Raw genomic sequence first — 19,887 nt, 5'->3', positions numbered from 1 at the left:
GTCATATAAAAAACACCTTCAAAGAAGGTGTTTTTTTAGGATTAAATTTATTTAAATTTCAATCTGACTGCCTAACTCTACTACTCTGTTTGAAGGGATTTTATAAAAATCACTCACAGGGCTGGTATTTTTTTGCATAGTTACAAATAGCTTCTCACGCCAATTGGACATCTTATTTGACATGCTTGGAATAAGTCTTTCTCTAGACACAAAGAAACTTATATCCATTAAATTATATTCCAGTCCTAATGTATCGAAGGCTTGCTCTAATGATTTAGGAACATCGGGCTCTTCTTTAAAACCATAATTTAAATGTATGCGATAAAAGCCCTTATCAAGCACTTCTGTCTCAATCCTATTTTCCGCATCGACATAAGGAATTTCAGCAATACTTATCGTTACCAATAAGTTACGTTCATGAAGAACCTTATTATGTTTTAGATTATGTAAAAGAGCATGAGGTACGACTTGTGGTGTTCCAGTTAAAAATACTGCATTTCCGCTAATTTTTTGAGTTGTACCGTCTATGTATTCAATAAAAGTATTAAGAGAAAGCGTATCCTTCTGCAATTTTTCTTGCAAAATTTCTCTGCCTTTTTTCCAAGTCATCATTAAGGTAAAAACGATAATGGCAATAAATACAGGTACCCAACCACCAATAAAGACCTTAAGAAGGTTGGAACTCAGTAATATGAGGTCGATAAAGACAAAAGGAATAATGAAAAGTAATACTTTCCATGTCTGCCATTTCCAATAACTATAAGCAAGAAAAGCAACTAATAAAGTGTCACAGAACATGGTTACTGTCACTGCTAAGCCATATGCACCTGCTAGACTACTACTGTTCTCAAATATTAATACCAAAATGGTAATAGAAATAAACAAGAGCCAATTGAGTAAGGGGATATAAATCTGCCCAATTTCTGAATCGGAGGTATGTAAAATAGTTAAGCGAGGCAAATATCCCAATTGAATTGCTTGTTTAGCCATAGAAAATACACCGCTGATTAAAGCTTGAGACGCGATTACTGCGGCCGCTGTTGCAAGAATAATCATCGGATAGAGAAGAGCTGGGGGTAAGAGTAAGTAAAATGGGTTTGTGATTGCGCTTGGGTCTCGTAACAATAATGCACCTTGCCCAGCATAATTCAGGATTAAACATGGCAGAACGATTAAAAACCAGCCTAAGCGAATAGGCAAAATTCCAAAATGCCCCATATCTGCATACAAAGCCTCTCCACCTGTCACTGTTAGAACGACTGCACCCATCACAAAAAATGCAATAAAAGGATTATTCACCACAAACAAAAAAGCCCAATGTGGACTCAGTAATGCGAGAACAAACGGGCTTTGAATAATACTGCTGATACCTATAGCCCCAATGGAGAGAAACCATATTAAGGTGACAGGACCAAAAAATTTCCCCATTACTGCAGAACCATGTCTTTGGACAGCAAAGAGTGCGACTAAAATTCCGATACTGATTGGAATGATGAACCGATCGAACGCTGGTGTTGCAATGGAAAGACCTTCTACTGCTGAAAGTACAGAAATTGCAGGCGTGATAATCCCATCCCCAAAAAATAAAGAAGCGCCAACAAAACCTAAGATAATGATGATGAGTTTCTTTCGAGAAGATAGACCTTTTTGGCGAAGATTTAACGCCAATAAAGCCATAATCCCCCCTTCACCATTGTTGTCAGCTTTCATGATGACCAATACATATTTAATTGAAACAATTAACGTGATGGTCCAAAAAATCAAAGATAGAATGCCTAGAACATTAATTTCATTAATAGGTAATCCACGAGTTGCATGAAAGCTCTCTTTTAATGCATATAAAGGACTCGTTCCGATGTCACCGAATACCACCCCTAATGCAGCCAGTGTCAATGCGGGTACTGCTGGCTTACTCACTTTATTCTGCATGATATGCAAATCACAAGATTGAGAAGCCTAAAATTTTATCATTAGAGCGATCATAAAGTTGCTTATACATAAAAAAACTATGACTTATAACGATTTAATAGCTTTTTTATGTGAGTTTGCCCCATATAGGTGCACATTTAAATCGTTTTAATGCAAATAATGTCATTCTATAGCTAGATATTATTTCATCTAGAGGATGTATATGAATTTTTATAGAGGTACGATCATGAGCACAAATGCTTTGAATCAATGAAAAAGTTAAAACAATAAGTATTTAAAATACTTGCTTTAATGAGTCTTAGGATTTTTGGCTCACATCCAATCACAACATGAAAAATTGGAAAGACAAAAAATGTGCCGACCTAAGAACAATGTGCCTAGTCGTAAAGCTCAGAAATCAACGTAACTTAAAGCAAGTAATTTCAGTTCTGTGCTTGATTCTGATGATCAAAAAAGGACTTTTCTACTTGAGGCTTAGATATTCACTTCGTATCAGCTGTAGAAAATTTAAACCAAAACTTATCTAAAGGTTTTTTTATGACTCTTAGACATATTCTTATTCAATAAAAGCATTTTCAATATTAAAAAATTGTTATAAATTAAACAAAATTTGTTGAGTTTATAACATGAAATTATCATTGCTTATCTCATCACTTCCCAGTCAAAGCACAACTGCAAGAATGCGAATTTGGCGTTCATTAAAGTCAAATGGTGCAGCAACGTTGAGAGACGGCGTCTACCTATTACCAGAAGTACATTCCGAAAAATTCGAGTCTGTTGTTAATGATCATCTCAATGAACATGGTCATGCCTATATTTTTCAGACTGAAGCACCTGAAAACGTAGACCTTACTCAACTTTTTGATAGGACTAGAGAATATGAAGAATTTAAAACAGAGATTTCACAGATACAAAATACGCTTAAAGAAAGCAAGAAAAAAGAACATCTCAAACAGATTCGAAAATTAAGAAAAAATCTCAATTCACTGATAGAAATCGATTTTTATCCTAATGCCAATCAAAGCAAAATACTCAATGAACTCACCCGATTAGAATATGCAATTGCTCGGTTAGGTGAATACGATGAACCCAATAATTTTGAACAGCAATTAAATACCCTATTCAAGCAAGATTTTCAAAATAAAGTCTGGGCAACTAGAAAGCGTCCTTGGATTGACCGTTTGGCATCTGCATGGATCATTCAAAAATTTGTAGACCCTCAGGCAAAATTTATTTGGTTAGAGCATCCCAATGATTGTCCCCATGATGCCTTAGGTTTTGATTTTGATCATGCCCAATTTACCCATATGAATAACCTAGTCACCTTTGAAGTCTTAATGAATCGCTTTGAGTTGCAGAATCCTGCTCTAAATAAAATTGCTAAAATTGTTCATTTTTTAGATGTTGGGGGAAATGAGCCTGCCGAAGCCCTAGGAATTGAAAAGGTTTTACAAGGTCTAAGAAGCACGATCACAAATGATGACCAATTACTCCATCTTTCAAACCATATTTTTGATGGCTTATATGCAGACTTGCAAAGGAATTTAACATGAACAATAAGCCATCTTTAACAGATGAAGTAGAAATTAAATCTATTAGCTTTTGGCAAGCATTCAAATTTTGGTTAAAACTTGGATTTATTAGCTTTGGCGGCCCTGCTGGGCAAATTGCGGTTATGCACCAAGAGCTGGTTGAAGAAAAAAAATGGATTTCAGAACAGCGTTTTATGCACGCCTTGAACTATTGCATGCTCTTACCCGGTCCTGAAGCTCAACAACTCGCAACTTATATTGGCTGGTTAATGCATAAAACCAAAGGTGGAGTAATTGCAGGGGTTTTCTTTGTTCTACCTTCTTTCTTTATCCTGATCGGGCTTTCTTGGATCTATGTGAAATATGGTAACGTCCCCATCATTGCAGGTCTGTTTTACGGAATCAAACCAGCGGTTGCAGCAATTGTATTCCATGCCACTTATCGTATTGGTAGTCGATCATTAAAGAATAAGTTTTTATGGGTTATTGCGGTTGTCGCCTTCTTCGCGATATTTATTTTTAATATCCCTTTCCCTCTAATCGTTTTATGTGCAGCGATATCGGGTTATCTGGTCGGTAAAAAACATCCTGATTTATTTAGTGTGAATGCACATCAGTCCACGCAAAAATCTTATGGACGTGCAATTATTGATGATGATACTCCTACACCTGAACATGCTATTTTTAAATGGTCTCATCTCATTAAAATAGCAGTAATTGCAGCACTTTTATGGGCAATTCCACTGGTGTCTTTAACAATGAATTTTGGATGGAATCATTCTTATACTCAACTGGCATGGTTTTTTACTAAAGCTGCATTATTAACATTCGGTGGTGCTTATGCTGTTCTACCTTATGTTTATCAGGGTGCTGTCGGTTTTTATCACTGGCTCACACCCGCTCAAATGATCGATGGTTTAGCTTTAGGTGAAAGTACTCCCGGTCCATTGATCATGGTGGTGGCTTTTGTCGGTTTCTTAGCTGCTTATAACCATTCGCTGCTGGGTGTTGAACATCAATTTATTGCTGGTGCATTAGGTGCAATTATCGTCACGTGGTTCACTTTTATTTTCTCGTTTTTCTTTATCTTAGCGGGAGCACCTGTTATAGAGTCCACACACAATCAAATTAAATTTACAGCCCCTTTAACAGCAATTACCGCTGCCGTGGTGGGTGTAATTTTAAATTTAGCACTCTTTTTATGTTACCACGTGCTTTGGCCACAGGGTTTTGAAGGAAATTTTGATTATATCTCTGCCATTATTGCTGTTTTAGCGGTAGTCGCACTATTTAAGTTTAATCAAAGTGTGCTCAGGGTCATCATCGGTTCTGCTTTAGTTGGTTTAACTGTTAGACTTATTTCATAAATGTTGAAAAACTTAGTTACTTAACTTTGCTATTTCTTAAACTTTAAATTGGTTCGGATTACTTAAACACTAGGTATATTTACATTCGACCGTTTCAAACTAATTTAAAACGCTCGTAACTCAGCCAGCGCTAGGAGCAACCCCGTCATACTTGTGGTTGCTCCTGCTAGGACTCTAATTCTAACTGGCTAAAGCTACCGTTTTAGCACGTGCTGCATGCAGTTTTTTGTAACTTTCAATCAGACGTAAATGACGGTCTAAACCTTCCAGTTTAATGTTTGTTTCTGTTAAACCGTAGAAACGTACACTGCCGTCCATAGAACTAATGACTGCATCCATACGTTCGTCACCAAACATACGGCGGAAATTGACTTCATAATCATCCAAGTCCATCTCATCATCGAGTTCTACTTCTAGAACCACATTCATACACTGATAGAACAATCCACGTTCAACGGTATTGGTATTGTACTGGAGGAAGGTTTCTACTAACTCTTTCGCTTCTTCAAACTCTTGTAAAGCAATATAAATAAGCAGTTTTAACTCAAGAATAGTGAGCTGTCCCCAAACCGTATTGTCGTCAAATTCAATACCAATCAATGTGGTAATGTCGGTGTAATCATCCACTTCAACTTCTTCTAGACGTTCAGCCAAAGCTTCAAGCTGTTCATCGTCCAAGCGGTGTAAGTTCAAAATATCTTCACGGAATAACAATGCTTTGTTGGTGTTATCCCAAACCAAATCTTCAACTAGATAAATTTCCGAATAACTTGGAACCAAAATACGGCAAGCCGTTGCGCCTAAATGCTTATACACCGCCATGTAGACTTCTTTGCCCATATTTTCAAGAATGCCAAATAACGCTGTAGCCTCTTCAGCGTTGGAATTTTCACCTTGATTGGTAAAGTCCCACTCGACAAACTCATATTCGGACTTCGAGCTAAAAAAGCGCCATGACACCACACCACTAGAGTCAATAAAATGTTCAACAAAGTTATTCGGTTCAGTTACGGCATTGCTGCTAAAGGTTGGTTTTGGTAAATCATTGAGACCTTCAAAACTGCGACCTTGTAATAACTCCGTCAGACTGCGCTCTAATGCCACTTCCAATTTTGGATGCGCTCCGAACGAAGCAAATACACCACCCGTACGCGGATTCATTAAAGTCACACACATGACTGGATACTTTCCGCCCAACGAGGCATCTTTCACCAATACTGGGAAACCTTGTTCTTCTAAGCCTTTAATACCTGCCAGAATACTTGGATATTTCGCCAATACTTCTTGTGGTACATCAGGTAAGGTTTTTTCACCTTCCAAAATCTCACGCTTCACGGCACGTTCAAAAATTTCTGACAAACATTGTACCTGTGCTTCAGCCAAGGTATTGCCTGCGCTCATGCCGTTACTTAAGTATAAATTTTCAATCAAGTTCGATGGGAAATAAACGACCTCGCCATCGGAATGACGTACAAATGGTAGTGAACAAATACCACGCTCAGTATTACCTGAGTTGGTATCATATAAATGCGTACCCAGCAGTTCATCGTCTGGATTGTAAATTTCTAGACAATACTCATCAAGAATTTCTTCTGGGAGTACATCTTCTGGACCAGGCTTAAACCATTTTTCATCTGGATAATGCACAAATTCAGCACTGGCAATGTCTTGACCCCAAAACTGATCGTTATAGAAGAAATTACAATTTAAACGCTCAATGAATTCACCTAGCGCCGAAGCCAAAGCACTTTCTTTGGTTGAGCCTTTGCCATTGGTAAAACACATCGGTGATTGTGCATCACGAATATGTAAAGACCACACGTTCGGCACAATGTTACGCCACGAAGATATTTCAATCTTCATGCCTAAGCCTGCCAAAATACTGGACATATTGGCAATGGTTTCTTCTAACGGCAGATCTTTACCTGCGATAAAAGTACTGTTTTCTGAAGTTAAGCTTGGCATAAGCAACGCTTGTGCATCGGCATCAATACTTTCTACTTCTTCAATGATAAACTCTGGGCCGGTTTGAATCACTTTCTTTACGGTACAGCGATCAATCGAGCGTAAAATGCCTTGGCGATCTTTTTCTGAAATATCGGCCGGCAGCTCAACTTGAATTTTAAAAATCTGCTTGTAGCGGTTTTCTGGATCAACAATATTATTCTGCGATAAGCGAATATTATCGGTCGGAATATCGCGAGCTGCGCAGTACACTTTTACAAAGTAAGCCGCACATAACGCCGATGATGCTAAAAAATAGTCGAATGGACCCGGCGCAGAACCGTCACCTTTATAGCGGATCGGCTGATCGGCAATCACCGAGAAGTCATCGAACTTGGCTTCTTGTCGAAGGTTGTCGAGATAATTAACCTTGATTTCCATGCTGGCACCTAACTATTCTTATGTGTCAGTACATACACATAAAATTCCAAATATTGAGATATAAGCCGAATCACGGAGAAGAAATTGACTTAACAAAAGAGTGACTAGAGCAATGCGTTCAGTGACCACACTTAGCAACTGACTCTAGTAATGATGGGCGATATTATAGAGTTATTTTGTGGCGTTGATAACTTTTGTCTGTCTTTCTAGCTTATTTATGAATTTTTTTAAAATAAGAACAACTTAAAGCCCAGATTTCGATCCACTTATTTTAGACAATCTGCAATTTAGATAGATTCAACTATAAAAATTTCTTGAATCATAAATACATTGACTGATTGGTTAAAAACCAAAAAATAAATTATTTGCATTATTAGTATGATACTAAGCGTAATGTTAGCAACTTTTTGTATTCCACGGGTAAAACCCTGAATCAATATAGTTATCATGATGAGCATAAATGTGAATGAAAAAAACTAAACCTTATTTAATATTCTCTATACTTTTGGGCGTTACCGCATGTGGTGGTGGGAGCGAAGAAGTTTCAAAAGAAATACCGCCAAACGAATCGAAAAATATGGCTCCTGTTGCAATCATTCAATCAAAGAATAATCCTGTACCTATAGTAGTCGGATCTGCAATTGTACTGGATGGTTCGGAGAGTACAGATGATGCTTCTAATACTCTTCAGTATAAATGGTCAGTCAAATCCAAGCCTGAAAACAGTTCTTCTTCTATTGGGTCAACCAATACTCAAACTTTTGATTTTATTCCTGACACCATTGGCAATTATGAAGTCAGCTTGGTCGTCAATGACGGCGAACTAAATAGTCCAATCAGTGTGGTATCGATACAAGTTGTTGAAAAAGAAATCACTCAACCGCCTAATGAGTTGGGTAAAGTCGTATTCCGTGATGGTTTCTGGACAGGGAAAATCAATGTAGATAAGGCAAATGTCAATGCGAATGACTACACATGGAGTGCAATGGCACTGCATATGGAAAATAGTAGTTCAGCAGAGATTGTCAAAGATCCTGCTGGTAGTGATCAAAATGTTGCCAAATTTACAGTTCCTGATGACGGTCAAGCTTATAGAGCAGAAATCCAGAGAAAGCAGTTCAAATGGGGGCATTATAATTATTCGGTTTCCCACTACATTCCCTCTACATGGCCAATCTTTAAATATGGAACAATTTTGGCTCAATGGCATGGTTATAGCTTAAACAATAAAAATCTAAACCCACCGATTGCATTAGTCCTGAATGGCAACTACATGTATATAATTTAAAGCCACTATCTTCGCCCTTAGCCGTACCAGAAATGAGCTTAACGCGTTATATCCTTGATGTACCCGTGACTTATGATCAATGGAATAATTGGAATTTTGATATTCAATGGTCGCAGCTAGATTCTAATAATCAATTGATTCCGGGCTTAATTGTGGTGAAACATAACGACAAAGAAGTGGTTAGAATTTCTGGCGAGAACAACTATCATCAAGCATGGCCGCCATTATTTCCAAATGGGCATCTATAGAGCAAGCTGGAAAGAAGGCGCTATTATGAACCGTCCAATAGGAGGACAACCTATTGTGGCTTATCATAAAGATATTGTGATCAAAGATCTTAATTAGCTATTTAGTTTTAAAAAGGAAGCTTAAGCTTCCTTTTATTTTTTTAATATAAAACCTTATATGTTTTGTTGTTGATATAGCGAGTAGTAAATTTGGATTGGTCATTGAATTTGGCTTACTCGCTATTTTTATTTCAGCAGTGTTGAGTGGCACTTAATTAGCTAATTTTCTTAATGTCAAAATTTGCTCACTCCGACCAAAAGGTCCATGCATATCATGCAAAACTGAACTGGTCATTCCTATACCGTCTGTACCAAATTGCTGAATCGCATCGATACCTAACCACTTTCCTTGTGGTAACCGATGTAGATGAACTTGTAAATCCAGATTTGGAAACGCCCAGCCATCTGTTGGTTTTTGTCTTGGAACAATACCATTGGCTGTATCGACCAAACCCATCAAAGTTACAAAATCAGTACTCTGTCGATTTTCAACCATATTCAACGGCGTAGTGAGCCAAACAACACCTTTACCAGCCCGATGCTCTGCGTTTGCACGTGTTTCAATACTTTGAATAAATCCACCCGGCCAATGCTTCATCCCCTCCCAAATCGTCAAATTTTCGGGATGCTCAACTCTTTGGTCTTCTAGCCCTTCAATGGCTTTTGTATCCTGTGTCATCATTTTCCATGCGCGTGCCACAACACAAGTCTTTCCATTGGCTTGCATTTCAGACTCAATTAACTCAATGGTTTTCCCGGCTCGAATCATCCGCGTGGTAATACTAAACTCACCAAATGCAATTAAACCAAAAATATCTAAACTGACTCGACCAATACGCATGTCATTTCGCAACTGGAATTGCTCCAATTCAGCACAAATAATACCTGTTGCAGGTGCCATATGCTGCTCATGTGGATTCCATGCACCCTGCGCATAAATATTAGAACGATAATAAGTCGTGACACTGCCATCGGCATGTTGTTCACTGTTTAATAATGAATAATAAGCTGACATATATTCCCTGTTTACGTATTGGCTTTTACTTTAGGATGCTGAATTTATTTAATTTTTCATATAATCATTTAGCTTTGCATCATGTAGATGAGAAGTGAAGACCATTTAAATTCAAGATTGAAATATCGTTTCTCCTTTATTTCTATACACTGAAATAAAAGGAGAACTCTCCAAGTCTAATGATCAGTCTCAGGCAATATCTTCAATCAGATTAAGCTCTTGACGCATAAATTCCTGCAATTTAAATTTTTGTGCCTTACCAGAAGCTGTCATCGGAAATTCACTAAAGAAACGCACATAACGTGGCACTTTATTGTGAGAAATATGCTCTGCACAATATTTACGGATTTCTTCTTCATTTGCTTGGTGATGATCGTGCAAAATAATGCATGCACAGAGTTCCTCGCCATAACGTGCATCAGGTAAGCCAATGACTTGCACATCAGAAACATCTGGGTGAGTATAAAGAAAGTCTTCAATTTCTTTAGGAAATAGGTTTTCACCGCCACGAATGACCACATCTTTAATGCGACCTTTGATTTTCACAAAGCCTTCATCATCCATTTCGGCAATATCACCCGTATGCATCCACTTGGCGACATCGATGACTTCTCCAGTTTTATCATTGTCTTCCCAATAGCCTAGCATCACTGAATAGCCACGCACGCAGAGTTCACCGAGTTTACCGCGTGGCACAACTTTACCATTTTCATCGACAATTTTGATTTCAAGGTGTGGATGAACTCGCCCGACTGTTCCGACACGGCGCTCCACAGAATCTGAAGTTGAACTTTGAGCACTCACAGGTGCTGTTTCAGTCATGCCATAACAAATGGTAATTTCTGACATATGCATCCGCTCAATCACACGCTGCATAATTTCACGTGGACACGGACTACCTGCCATAATGCCAGTACGCAAGCTAGACAGATCAAATTCATCGAACTGTTCATGTTCAAGCAGTGCAATAAACATGGTTGGAACACCATAAGCAGCGGTACATTTTTCTTGCTGAATTGCGTTGAGCGTATCAAGTGGGTTAAATACTGCCGATGGATAAATCATGGCAGAACCATGCGTAATACAGGCTAAGTTACCCATAACCATACCAAAACAGTGGAATAAAGGCACAGAAATACAGACGCGGTCTTGTGGTGTTAAATGAATTGCTTCACCGACAAAGTACCCATTATTTAAAATATTATTGTGCGTCAGCATGGTCCCTTTGGGATTGCCCGTTGTACCTGAGGTAAATTGAATATTAATGGTTTCATCAAACTGAAGATCTACGGCAATCGCCTGTAACTGGTTGAGCTGCAAGGGTGTGGGTTCAGGCAGCAAATCTGAAAAACGATGAATTCCAGCATACGCTTCATGGTCAATTTTAATGATATGTTTTAAATGCGGTAATCGTTTAATCGACAGCAGCTTATTGGCTGATTGCGTAAGTTCAGGGGCAATTTTAGTTAAAATTTCCTGATAATTACTGCTTTTAAATTGTGATGCAATAACCAATGCCTTACATGACACTTTATTGAGTACATATTCAAGTTCACTGCTTTTATATGCAGGATTTAAATTGACTAAAATAATACCTGCTTTAAATGCTGCAAATTGGGTAATCGTCCATTCCACACAATTCGGTGACCAAATTGCAATTCGATCGCCTTTCTGTAAGCCTAATTTAAGCAGACTACAGGCAAAAGAATTCACTTGAGCCTGCAACTGCTTATAGCTTAAACGTACATTTTGATGCACGCTGATGACAGCATCCTGATTCGCATATTGCTGACAGGCTTGGTCAAACTTTTCACCAATGGTCATCCCCAGTAAGGGCTGACTGCTTGTTCCATAGGCATAACTTAACCGTACTTGTGTCATTGAATCACTCTCCTTGATTCTTTGTAATTATGATTCTTTCACTTTAATTGTTCATTGTCTTGACTTAGGACGCCTTTCCCAAACAGTACTACTTTTGTGCTTAACCAATCATTTCTCCTCTAGTACACACACTCCACTAACACAAAAATCGGCAATTTGTTTGACAAAGTAATCCTTATAAGTCTGATCAAACATGACATTTTTTGATGGATTTAACGGCTCAATCACCACAAAAGTCATTGCGCCTACCACACACAGCGCTGCGGTATTTAAATCTTCAAAACCAAATTCGCCATTAATTTTTCCTTCAGCAAGAATTTGGTTAATGCTTTGTTTAATCAGCTGCTTACTACGAAAACGCTCATGCTCTATCAAAGGATCGACAGGTTCAAACATTAACGAATACGACAGTTGTGGACTGTTCAGAGCACGCTTAACAAAAGTGGTCACAGCCTTGTGTAATTTTTGCTTTGCTGAAAGTTCACTGGCAGCAATGTTATTCAGAATCTGAACTTCATACTGTATCGCTTCCGCTAAAATCTCAATTAACACCTGACTTTTGTTATCAAAATAACGATAAACCAAACCGCTCGATACGCCTGCACGTTCAGCAATCGCCTGTATTTGCGCATCCTTAAATCCACCTTGAGCAATCAGTTCACGTGCGGATTGCAAAATCGTCTGACGATTCTGTTCCATACGTTCCTGCATCAATGATGATCTTTTATAACTCATAATCTTATTCTCAACCAGATAAAATGAATTGTAAATCAATTTGTGAATTTTGGTTCACTTTTTTGTAAAATCGTTGTATGGTAAAAATCAAGCACAATAAAAATGCTTTTTGGAACAACAAATATAATCATCAGGATGAATGAAGAAATGAATCTGCAAAGTTTAAATTTCGGTTTAGATGAAACCTTACTTGCCCTTCGTGATTCAATCGCTGCATTTTGTGCAAAGGAAATTGCACCAATTGCTCAGCAAGTGGATCGAGACAATGAATTCCCTGCTTACCTATGGAAAAAATTTGGTGATATGGGTTTATTGGGTCTAACTGTTAGTGAGGAATATGGTGGTACTAACCTAGGTTATTTAGCCCATATTATTGCAATGCAGGAAATTTCCCGTGCATCCGCTTCTATTGGCTTGTCATACGGTGCACATTCTAACTTATGTATTAACCAAATTAAGCGTAATGGTTCAGAAGAACAAAAAGAACGCTATCTGCCTAAACTGGTTTCAGGTGATTTTGTTGGCGCGCTTGCTATGTCGGAACCGAACGCAGGTTCAGATGTCGTCAGTATGAAATTAAAAGCCGAAGACCACGGCGACCATTATTTGCTGAATGGTTCAAAAATGTGGATCACCAATGGTGGTGATGCGGATGTCTTGGTGGTATATGCCAAAACTGATCTTAAGGCTGGCGCAAAAGGCATGACAGCTTTTTTGGTTGAAAAAAATATGCCCGGTTTCAGTCATGGTACACATCTGGACAAATTGGGTATGCGTGGTTCAAATACTTATCCTTTATTTTTCGATAATGTTGCCGTACCTAAAGAAAATATATTGGGTGGTGTCGGCAATGGCACCAAAGTTTTAATGAGTGGTCTGGACTATGAACGTGCTGTGTTAAGTGCAGGGCCGCTTGGCATTATGGATGCCTGTCTAGATACGGTTATCCCCTACATTCATGATCGTAAACAATTCGGTCAGGCTTTGGGTGAGTTCCAGTTAATGCAAGGCAAAATTGCCGATATGTATTCGACATGGCTAGCCTGCAAAGCGCTTGTATATGCTGTAGGTGCTGAATGTGACAAAGCGGAACATAGCCGCAGCTTACGCAAAGATGCTGCCAGCGCAATTTTATATGCTGCGGAAAAAGCCACATGGATGGCGGGTGAAACCATACAAACCTTAGGTGGTAATGGTTATATCAATGAATTTGTCGCAGGTCGTTTATGGCGCGATGCCAAACTGTATGAAATTGGCGCAGGAACTTCTGAAATCCGTCGCATGTTAATTGGTCGTGAACTGTTTAACGAAACCAAATAAAACATTTTCAGCATTAATAGGGATGTTCAGAATGAATAGATTACAAAGCAAAATTAATATCCGAAGTGATGATTTTAAAAGTAATCAGGCTGCAATGCAGATACTGGTCAGTGACTTAAAACAAAAAGCGCAGCAAATTGCACTCGGTGGTGGTGAAAAAGCCCGTGAAAAACATTTAGCGCGAGGCAAGCTGTTACCCCGTGAGCGAGTCGATCATTTGATTGATGCAGGAACGGCATTTTTAGAAATTGGACAATTGGCAGCCTACCAAGTCTATGCGGATGATGTTCCTGCTGCTGGTGTCATTGCTGGCATTGGACAAGTAAATGGTGTGACCTGCATGATTGTTGCCAATGATGCAACAGTCAAAGGTGGAACTTACTATCCGCTGACGGTTAAAAAACATTTACGTGCACAGGAAATTGCAGAACAAAACCATTTGCCGTGTATTTATTTGGTCGATTCAGGCGGCGCTTACCTGCCAATGCAGGATGAAGTTTTCCCTGACCGTGATCATTTCGGACGCATTTTCTATAATCAAGCACGGATGTCGAGCCAAGGTATTGCACAAATTGCTGTGGTGATGGGCAGCTGTACAGCAGGTGGTGCTTATGTACCTGCCATGTCGGATGAAACCATTATTGTCCGCAATCAAGGTACTATTTTCTTGGGCGGCCCGCCTTTGGTTAAGGCAGCAACTGGTGAAGTGGTCAGCAGTGAAGACTTAGGCGGCGGCGATGTACATACACGCTTATCTGGTGTAGCTGATCATTTGGCTGAAAGTGATGAACATGCCCTCGCGATTGCCCGGAACATTGTGGCAAACCTGAATAAAAAAACGAATAAAACCACAGATGAAATTGAAGCGCCGTTATTTGATGCAAAAGAGTTGTACGGCATTGTACCAAGTGATGCACGTAAACCCTTTGATGTGCGTGAAGTGATTGCCCGTATTGTTGATGGTTCTCGTTTTGATGAGTTTAAAGCACGTTTTGGTACTACATTAATCACAGGTTTTGCTGAAATTTTTGGAATGAAAGTAGGCATCATTGCCAATAACGGGATTCTGTTTTCAGAGTCTGCGCAAAAAGGTGCACACTTTATTGAACTGTGTACCCAACGCAATATTCCATTGCTGTTCATTCAAAATATTACTGGCTTTATGGTTGGTCGTCAGTATGAAAATGAAGGGATTGCCAAAAATGGCGCCAAACTGGTCATGGCAGTTGCCAATGCCAACGTGCCTAAATTGACATTGGTAATCGGCGGCTCTTTTGGTGCTGGCAACTACGGCATGTGCGGCCGTGCCTATTCCCCGCGTTTTCTCTGGACTTGGCCAAATTCACGCATTTCAGTCATGGGCGGTGAACAAGCATCAAGTGTACTGTCGACTTTAAAGCGCGATCAAATTGAACAAAAAGGTGAAACGTGGTCGGCAGAACAAGAAGATCAATTTAAACAACCAATCCGTGATCAGTACGAACGTCAAGGGCATCCTTACTATGCCTCATCGCGCCTTTGGGATGATGGCGTGATCGATCCTGCACAAACACGTCAGGTATTGGGCCTGAGCTTAGCTGCGGCAATGAATGCACCTATTGTGCCGACTAAATTTGGCGTATTCCGCATGTAAGGAGGTGAAAAAATGATCTGTCAATTTTTACAACTCGAACAGGCCTATCAGGTTGCAACAGTCTGGATTAACCGTGCTGAACTACACAATGCCTTCAATACAGTCGTTATTGAAGAATTGCAGCACTGTTTTAGCTATTTAAATGCGCAGGATGATGTGCGCGTGGTGGTATTGGCTGGACGCGGCAAAAGTTTTTCCGCAGGTGCTGATCTGAACTGGATGAAACAGGCTGGGCAAGCCTCGCAGCAAGACAATGAAGCCGATGCACTGAAATTAGCGAAAATGCTGCAAAGCCTTGCTAGTTTAAAACAGCCGACCATTGCGCGCGTACATGGCATTGCTTTTGGTGGTGGCATGGGACTAGCTTCGGCTTGCGATATTTGCATTGCTAGCACTGATGCAAAATTTGCAACCTCTGAAGTTCGTTTAGGCTTAGCACCATCCACCATTAGTCCTTATGTAATCCGTGCGATTGGCGCACGTCAGGCTTCGCGTTATTTCTTAACTGCAGAGCGTATTTCAGCAGAACAGGCGAAAAATATGGGCTTAGTACATGAAGTCACCCCACCAGAACAGCTCGACAGCAAACTGGATGAAATTATACAAGCGCTGCTGCTGGGTGGCCCTCAAGCACAGGCATCTTCTAAACAACTGATTCAAATGGTGGATCAGCAGGTTTTAACAGAACAACTGCTACTGCAAACCGCACAGCATATTGCCCATGTGCGTCAAGGAGATGAGGCTAAAAATGGCTTAAATGCTTTTTTAGATAAACAAAGTCCTTCTTGGATCAAGACAACAGCATAACAACAATAAGGAAATAACGATGTTTCAAAAGATTCTCATTGCGAACCGTGGTGAAATTGCCTGCCGTGTCATCCGCAGCGCAAAAAAATTAGGTATTGCAACGGTTGCCGTATATTCAGATGCAGATGCCAATGCGCAGCACGTCAAACTAGCAGATGAAGCGATTTATATTGGCGAATCCCCTGCTGCACAAAGCTATTTACAAGGCGAACGTATTATTCAGGCGGCACTGGATACCGGTGCACAGGCAATTCATCCCGGTTATGGTTTTTTATCAGAAAATGATCAGTTTGCACTGGCATGTCAGCAAAATAACATTACCTTCATTGGCCCCCCTGTCGCGGCAATTCTTGCTATGGGGCTAAAAGCCACCTCTAAAACCTTGATGGAAAAAGCTGGTGTACCCTTAACTCCGGGTTATCATGGCACCAATCAGGACATCCATTTTTTAAAACAGCAGGCAGATGCGATTGGTTATCCAGTATTGATTAAAGCCAGTGCTGGCGGTGGTGGTAAAGGCATGCGTTTAGTGGAACGCAGCGAAGACTTCCTTAGTTCGCTCAGCTCTTGTAAAAGCGAAGCCAAATCCAGCTTCGGCAATGATGAAGTGTTGATTGAGCGCTACGTGATTAATCCGCGCCATATCGAAGTTCAAGTTTTTGGTGACTCACATGGCAACTACGTACATCTATTTGAACGTGATTGTTCGGTACAGCGCCGTCATCAAAAAGTGTTAGAAGAAGCCCCTGCACCATTGGTATCGCAAGACAAACTCGATGCCATGCGCCAAGCCGCGATTGATGCTGCTCGCGCGGTTGATTATGTCGGTGCAGGCACAGTGGAATTTATTGTTGAGCAAGATGGTACAGCGTATTTCATGGAAATGAATACCCGCTTACAAGTCGAGCATCCAGTCACTGAAATGATTACTGGTGTCGATTTAGTTGAATGGCAGCTTCGAGTAGCCTTTGGCGAGCCATTGCCTAAACAGCAGCATGAATTAAGCATTCATGGCCACGCCATTGAAGCCCGTGTGTATGCAGAAGAACCTGAAAAAGGCTTCTTACCTGCTATTGGTCAAATCAGCTATTTACATTATCCAGAGCAAAATCAGTTTGTGCGTGTCGACAGCGGCATTGTTGAAGGTGATGAAATCAGCACCTATTATGACCCGATGATCGCCAAACTCATTGTCTGGGGTGAAAACCGTGAAGCAGCACTGGTACAGATGCACCATGCTTTAGGTCAGTTTCATGTCGAAGGTTTGGGCAATAATATTGCTTTTCTTGACCGCATTGTGCGCTGTGACTCCTTTAAGCATGCGCAATTAGATACCAATCTGATTCAGCGTGAAGATGCCTTTTTATTTCCAACAATACACAGTATTCCACCCCAACTAGTAATCACTGCTGCATTTACTGAGCTGCTATCCCCTTTTAGCCAAAATAAAACTGCTAGCAATCCAGTTTGGCAGACTGAGTCGCTTTGGCGTATCAATATTAACAGTAACTATTGCTTAAAACTGATGCAGGATGATCAACCACTTCAGGTGCGCTTCACGGCTGAAAATGATGCATTTATTGCCGAATATCAGGGTGATAAATATCGTATTTCTGGGGAAATTCTCAGCAGAAATAGCATTCAAATTAAAATGGATGGTAAACATGATAAATTTGCCTTTAGCCGAAATCATCAGGGTTTAACACTTTTTAAAGACAGTCAAAGTTATAAGTTTGCTTATCCTAGCCAAAAATTCTCAGCAGATGAGACACAAAGTACCGAAGCGAATTTAAAAGCGCCCATGCCGGGCGTGATTACCCAAGTTTTGGTAGCTTTAAATGAACAGGTCAAAAAGGATGATGTGCTGATGACGCTTGAAGCCATGAAAATGGAATATGCCATCCGCGCGCCGCATGATGGCATGATCAGTTCTTGGTATTTTCAGGTCGGTGATCAGGTCAAAGCCGGTGACGAACTTGTGGAATTTCAGTCTTTGGAGCAAGTTGCATGAGTGAATTTGTCAAGATAGTGGAAGTTGGCCCACGTGATGGTTTGCAAAATGAAAAGACCCCGCTCACGCTGGAACAACGTAAAGCCTTTATTTTAGATTTGATGAAAACTGGCCTAAAGTCGATTGAAGTCGGTTCCTGTGTTTCGGCAAAATGGGTACCACAAATGGCAGAAAGCGATGTGCTTTTTGCCCAATTGCCCAAAGACCCCAATATTCAGTTCAGCCTTCTTACCCCGAATTTAAAAGGTTTTGAATCTGCACGTGCTGTGGGCTGTCAAGAAGTTGCGGTATTTACCGCAACTTCTGAAAGTTTTACCCAAAAAAATATTAATTGCTCGATTGACGAAAGCTTGGAGAAATTTACAGATGTTATGGCAGCTGCTAAAGCCAGTAACATTAAAGTCCGTGGCTATGTCTCTTGTATGGTCGATTGCCCTTATGAAGGTGCGATTGATCCTCAGCGCGTTGCCAAAGTCAGCAAACGTTTATTAGATATGGGCTGCTATGAAGTTTCCTTAGGTGAAACGATTGGCACAGCTACACCAGATCGAGTCAAAAAGGTTTGGGACGTTTGTTTGGCTGAAATGGACAGTCGCGTTTTAGCTGGTCATTTTCATAATACCTATGGCATGGCGATTGCCAACATCTATCAATCATTAACGCAAGGCATTCGGGTTTTTGATTCATCCCTTGCTGGTTTAGGCGGTTGTCCTTATGCCAAAGGTGCATCGGGCAATGTGGCAACCGAAGACTTGTATTACCTGCTGTCTAAGATGGGTTTTGAAACGGGTATTCACTTAGATACTTTAATGCATGCTAGTCAAAATATCAGTCAAGTATTGAATCGTACCAATCCATCCAACTATGCCAATGCTTATTGGGCAAACATTCCTGATTAATTAGTTTTTCTTATTACACATTAGAAAAATTCAATTTATAAAAAACTCGGCACAATGCTAATAATAACGATGCAATGGAAAAAGGATTTTAAGGATGAATAAAGTTGTAGCAAGTGCACATGATGCGTTGGCGGATATTGCGGTCAATAATCAAACCTTTGCTGTTGGTGGCTTTGGTTTGTGTGGTATTCCTGAAGCACTCATTCAAGCTTTAAAAGACACAGGTGTTACAGGCTTAACATGCATTTCCAATAATGCTGGTATCGATGGTTTTGGTTTAGGATTGTTACTAGAAACGAAACAAATTAAAAAAATGATTTCCTCTTATGTCGGGGAAAATAAAGAATTTGAACGTCAGTATTTGAATGGTGAACTTGAAGTAGAACTTACACCGCAAGGTACTTTAGCCGAAAAACTTCGTGCAGGCGGTGCAGGTATTCCAGCATTTTTCACCCAAACAGGCGTTGGAACCCTCATTGCTGAAGGTAAAGAATTACGTGAGTTTGATGGTAAAGAATATATTTTAGAAAAATCGTTAACTGCAGATATTGCGCTGGTTAAAGCTTATAAAGCAGATAAAGCAGGTAATTTAATTTTTCGTAAAACAGCACAAAACTTTAACCCAGTTTGTGCTATGGCAGGAAAAATCAGCATAGCTGAAGTGGAAGAAATTGTTGAAATTGGTGATTTAGATCCAGATGAAATTCATTTACCGGGCATTTACATCAACCGTATTGTCTTAAATGCGCACCCTGAAAAACGTATTGAACAAATGACATTGAAAACGGAGGTGTAAAT

Annotated in this window: 15 protein-coding genes; 10 read left to right on the top strand and 5 right to left on the bottom strand. The window is 39.9% G+C overall.

Going from position 1 to position 19,887, the window contains the following annotated elements; genetic code table 11:
* Nucleotides 1-51: 51 nt before the first annotated feature.
* A complete protein-coding gene (locus B9T25_RS07225; protein ID WP_086187790.1) occupies nt 52-1,929 on the bottom strand; it encodes a potassium transporter Kup in 1,878 nt (625 codons plus the stop codon).
* 626 nt (nt 1,930-2,555) lie between these two features.
* On the opposite strand from B9T25_RS07225, the gene B9T25_RS07220 reads away from it, so the two are divergent.
* Both B9T25_RS07220 and chrA read left to right on the top strand, forming a co-directional pair.
* The gene (locus B9T25_RS07220; protein WP_086187789.1) at nt 2,556-3,482 is read left to right on the top strand and encodes a chromate resistance protein ChrB domain-containing protein; all 927 of its coding nucleotides are present in this window, start codon (nt 2,556-2,558) and stop codon (nt 3,480-3,482) included.
* On the top strand, nt 3,479-4,828 hold the full coding sequence (gene chrA / locus B9T25_RS07215; protein WP_086187788.1) for a chromate efflux transporter: 1,350 nt from the start codon (nt 3,479-3,481) through the stop codon (nt 4,826-4,828). Before B9T25_RS07220 ends, chrA begins: the two co-directional genes overlap by 4 nt.
* 180 nt (nt 4,829-5,008) lie before the next feature.
* On the opposite strand, the gene B9T25_RS07210 is transcribed toward chrA, so the two are convergent.
* On the bottom strand, nt 5,009-7,213 hold the full coding sequence (locus B9T25_RS07210) for an OsmC domain/YcaO domain-containing protein (RefSeq protein ID WP_086187787.1): 2,205 nt from the start codon (nt 7,211-7,213) through the stop codon (nt 5,009-5,011).
* 577 nt (nt 7,214-7,790) lie between these two features.
* On the opposite strand from B9T25_RS07210, the gene B9T25_RS07205 reads away from it, so the two are divergent.
* Together B9T25_RS07205 and B9T25_RS14660 are read left to right on the top strand one after the other, a co-directional pair.
* Nucleotides 7,791-8,501, top strand: a complete 711-nt coding sequence (locus B9T25_RS07205) for a heparin lyase I family protein (RefSeq protein ID WP_228146864.1) — start codon at nt 7,791-7,793, stop codon at nt 8,499-8,501.
* A gap of 32 nt (nt 8,502-8,533) precedes the next feature.
* Complete coding sequence (locus B9T25_RS14660) at nt 8,534-8,749, top strand: hypothetical protein (protein ID WP_228146863.1); 216 nt, start codon at nt 8,534-8,536, stop codon at nt 8,747-8,749.
* Nucleotides 8,750-8,999: 250 nt separating this feature from the next.
* On the opposite strand, the gene B9T25_RS07200 is transcribed toward B9T25_RS14660, so the two are convergent.
* The 3 genes from B9T25_RS07200 to B9T25_RS07190 form a co-directional block, all read right to left on the bottom strand.
* On the bottom strand, nt 9,000-9,803 hold the full coding sequence (locus tag B9T25_RS07200) for a thioesterase family protein (RefSeq protein ID WP_086187786.1): 804 nt from the start codon (nt 9,801-9,803) through the stop codon (nt 9,000-9,002).
* 189 nt (nt 9,804-9,992) lie between these two features.
* A complete protein-coding gene (locus B9T25_RS07195) occupies nt 9,993-11,684 on the bottom strand; it encodes an AMP-binding protein (RefSeq protein ID WP_086187785.1) in 1,692 nt (563 codons plus the stop codon).
* Between the two features lie 108 nt (nt 11,685-11,792).
* Complete coding sequence (locus tag B9T25_RS07190) at nt 11,793-12,419, bottom strand: TetR/AcrR family transcriptional regulator (RefSeq protein ID WP_086187784.1); 627 nt, start codon at nt 12,417-12,419, stop codon at nt 11,793-11,795.
* A gap of 147 nt (nt 12,420-12,566) precedes the next feature.
* Between B9T25_RS07190 and B9T25_RS07185 the strand changes: the two genes are divergently transcribed.
* The 6 genes from B9T25_RS07185 (at nt 12,567) to B9T25_RS07160 (ending at nt 19,885) form a co-directional block, all read left to right on the top strand.
* Entirely contained in the window at nt 12,567-13,739 is a 1,173-nt protein-coding gene (locus tag B9T25_RS07185) for an isovaleryl-CoA dehydrogenase (RefSeq protein WP_086188008.1), read from the top strand.
* Between the two features lie 31 nt (nt 13,740-13,770).
* Entirely contained in the window at nt 13,771-15,372 is a 1,602-nt protein-coding gene (locus B9T25_RS07180) for a carboxyl transferase domain-containing protein (RefSeq protein WP_086187783.1), read from the top strand.
* Nucleotides 15,373-15,384: 12 nt separating this feature from the next.
* On the top strand, nt 15,385-16,179 hold the full coding sequence (locus tag B9T25_RS07175; protein ID WP_086187782.1) for an enoyl-CoA hydratase/isomerase family protein: 795 nt from the start codon (nt 15,385-15,387) through the stop codon (nt 16,177-16,179).
* Between the two features lie 19 nt (nt 16,180-16,198).
* Nucleotides 16,199-18,190 carry an acetyl/propionyl/methylcrotonyl-CoA carboxylase subunit alpha gene (locus tag B9T25_RS07170; protein WP_086187781.1) on the top strand — a complete coding sequence of 664 codons (1,992 nt, stop codon included), beginning with the start codon at nt 16,199-16,201 and terminating at the stop codon, nt 18,188-18,190.
* Nucleotides 18,187-19,089: a hydroxymethylglutaryl-CoA lyase gene (locus B9T25_RS07165; protein ID WP_086187780.1), complete on the top strand. Its 903-nt coding sequence runs from the start codon at nt 18,187-18,189 to the stop codon at nt 19,087-19,089. Before B9T25_RS07170 ends, B9T25_RS07165 begins: the two co-directional genes overlap by 4 nt.
* 94 nt (nt 19,090-19,183) lie before the next feature.
* The gene (locus tag B9T25_RS07160; RefSeq protein ID WP_086187779.1) at nt 19,184-19,885 is read left to right on the top strand and encodes a CoA transferase subunit A; all 702 of its coding nucleotides are present in this window, start codon (nt 19,184-19,186) and stop codon (nt 19,883-19,885) included.
* Nucleotides 19,886-19,887: the final 2 nt, after the last annotated feature.

This window comes from Acinetobacter sp. ANC 4470 (assembly GCF_002135335.1).
Lineage (GTDB): Bacteria > Pseudomonadota > Gammaproteobacteria > Pseudomonadales > Moraxellaceae > Acinetobacter.
The sequence above is the reverse complement of the archived record's forward strand: the minus strand, read 5'-3'. Positions and strand labels throughout refer to the sequence as shown.

Bases quoted from the DNA above. Each gene is read 5' to 3' on its own strand.
- B9T25_RS07195 (WP_086187785.1), bottom strand. From the start codon at position 11,684: ATGACACAAGTACGGTTAAGTTATGCCTATGGAACAAGCAGTCAGCCC.
- chrA (WP_086187788.1), top strand. From the start codon at position 3,479: ATGAACAATAAGCCATCTTTAACAGATGAAGTAGAAATTAAATCTATT.
- B9T25_RS07180 (WP_086187783.1), top strand. From the start codon at position 13,771: ATGAATAGATTACAAAGCAAAATTAATATCCGAAGTGATGATTTTAAA.
- B9T25_RS07165 (WP_086187780.1), top strand. From the start codon at position 18,187: ATGAGTGAATTTGTCAAGATAGTGGAAGTTGGCCCACGTGATGGTTTG.
- B9T25_RS07205 (WP_228146864.1), top strand. From the start codon at position 7,791: ATGGCTCCTGTTGCAATCATTCAATCAAAGAATAATCCTGTACCTATA.
- B9T25_RS07185 (WP_086188008.1), top strand. From the start codon at position 12,567: ATGAATCTGCAAAGTTTAAATTTCGGTTTAGATGAAACCTTACTTGCC.
- B9T25_RS07170 (WP_086187781.1), top strand. From the start codon at position 16,199: ATGTTTCAAAAGATTCTCATTGCGAACCGTGGTGAAATTGCCTGCCGT.
- B9T25_RS07220 (WP_086187789.1), top strand. From the start codon at position 2,556: ATGAAATTATCATTGCTTATCTCATCACTTCCCAGTCAAAGCACAACT.
- B9T25_RS07225 (WP_086187790.1), bottom strand. From the start codon at position 1,929: ATGCAGAATAAAGTGAGTAAGCCAGCAGTACCCGCATTGACACTGGCT.
- B9T25_RS14660 (WP_228146863.1), top strand. From the start codon at position 8,534: ATGAGCTTAACGCGTTATATCCTTGATGTACCCGTGACTTATGATCAA.
- B9T25_RS07160 (WP_086187779.1), top strand. From the start codon at position 19,184: ATGAATAAAGTTGTAGCAAGTGCACATGATGCGTTGGCGGATATTGCG.
- B9T25_RS07200 (WP_086187786.1), bottom strand. From the start codon at position 9,803: ATGTCAGCTTATTATTCATTATTAAACAGTGAACAACATGCCGATGGC.
- B9T25_RS07210 (WP_086187787.1), bottom strand. From the start codon at position 7,213: ATGGAAATCAAGGTTAATTATCTCGACAACCTTCGACAAGAAGCCAAG.
- B9T25_RS07190 (WP_086187784.1), bottom strand. From the start codon at position 12,419: ATGAGTTATAAAAGATCATCATTGATGCAGGAACGTATGGAACAGAAT.
- B9T25_RS07175 (WP_086187782.1), top strand. From the start codon at position 15,385: ATGATCTGTCAATTTTTACAACTCGAACAGGCCTATCAGGTTGCAACA.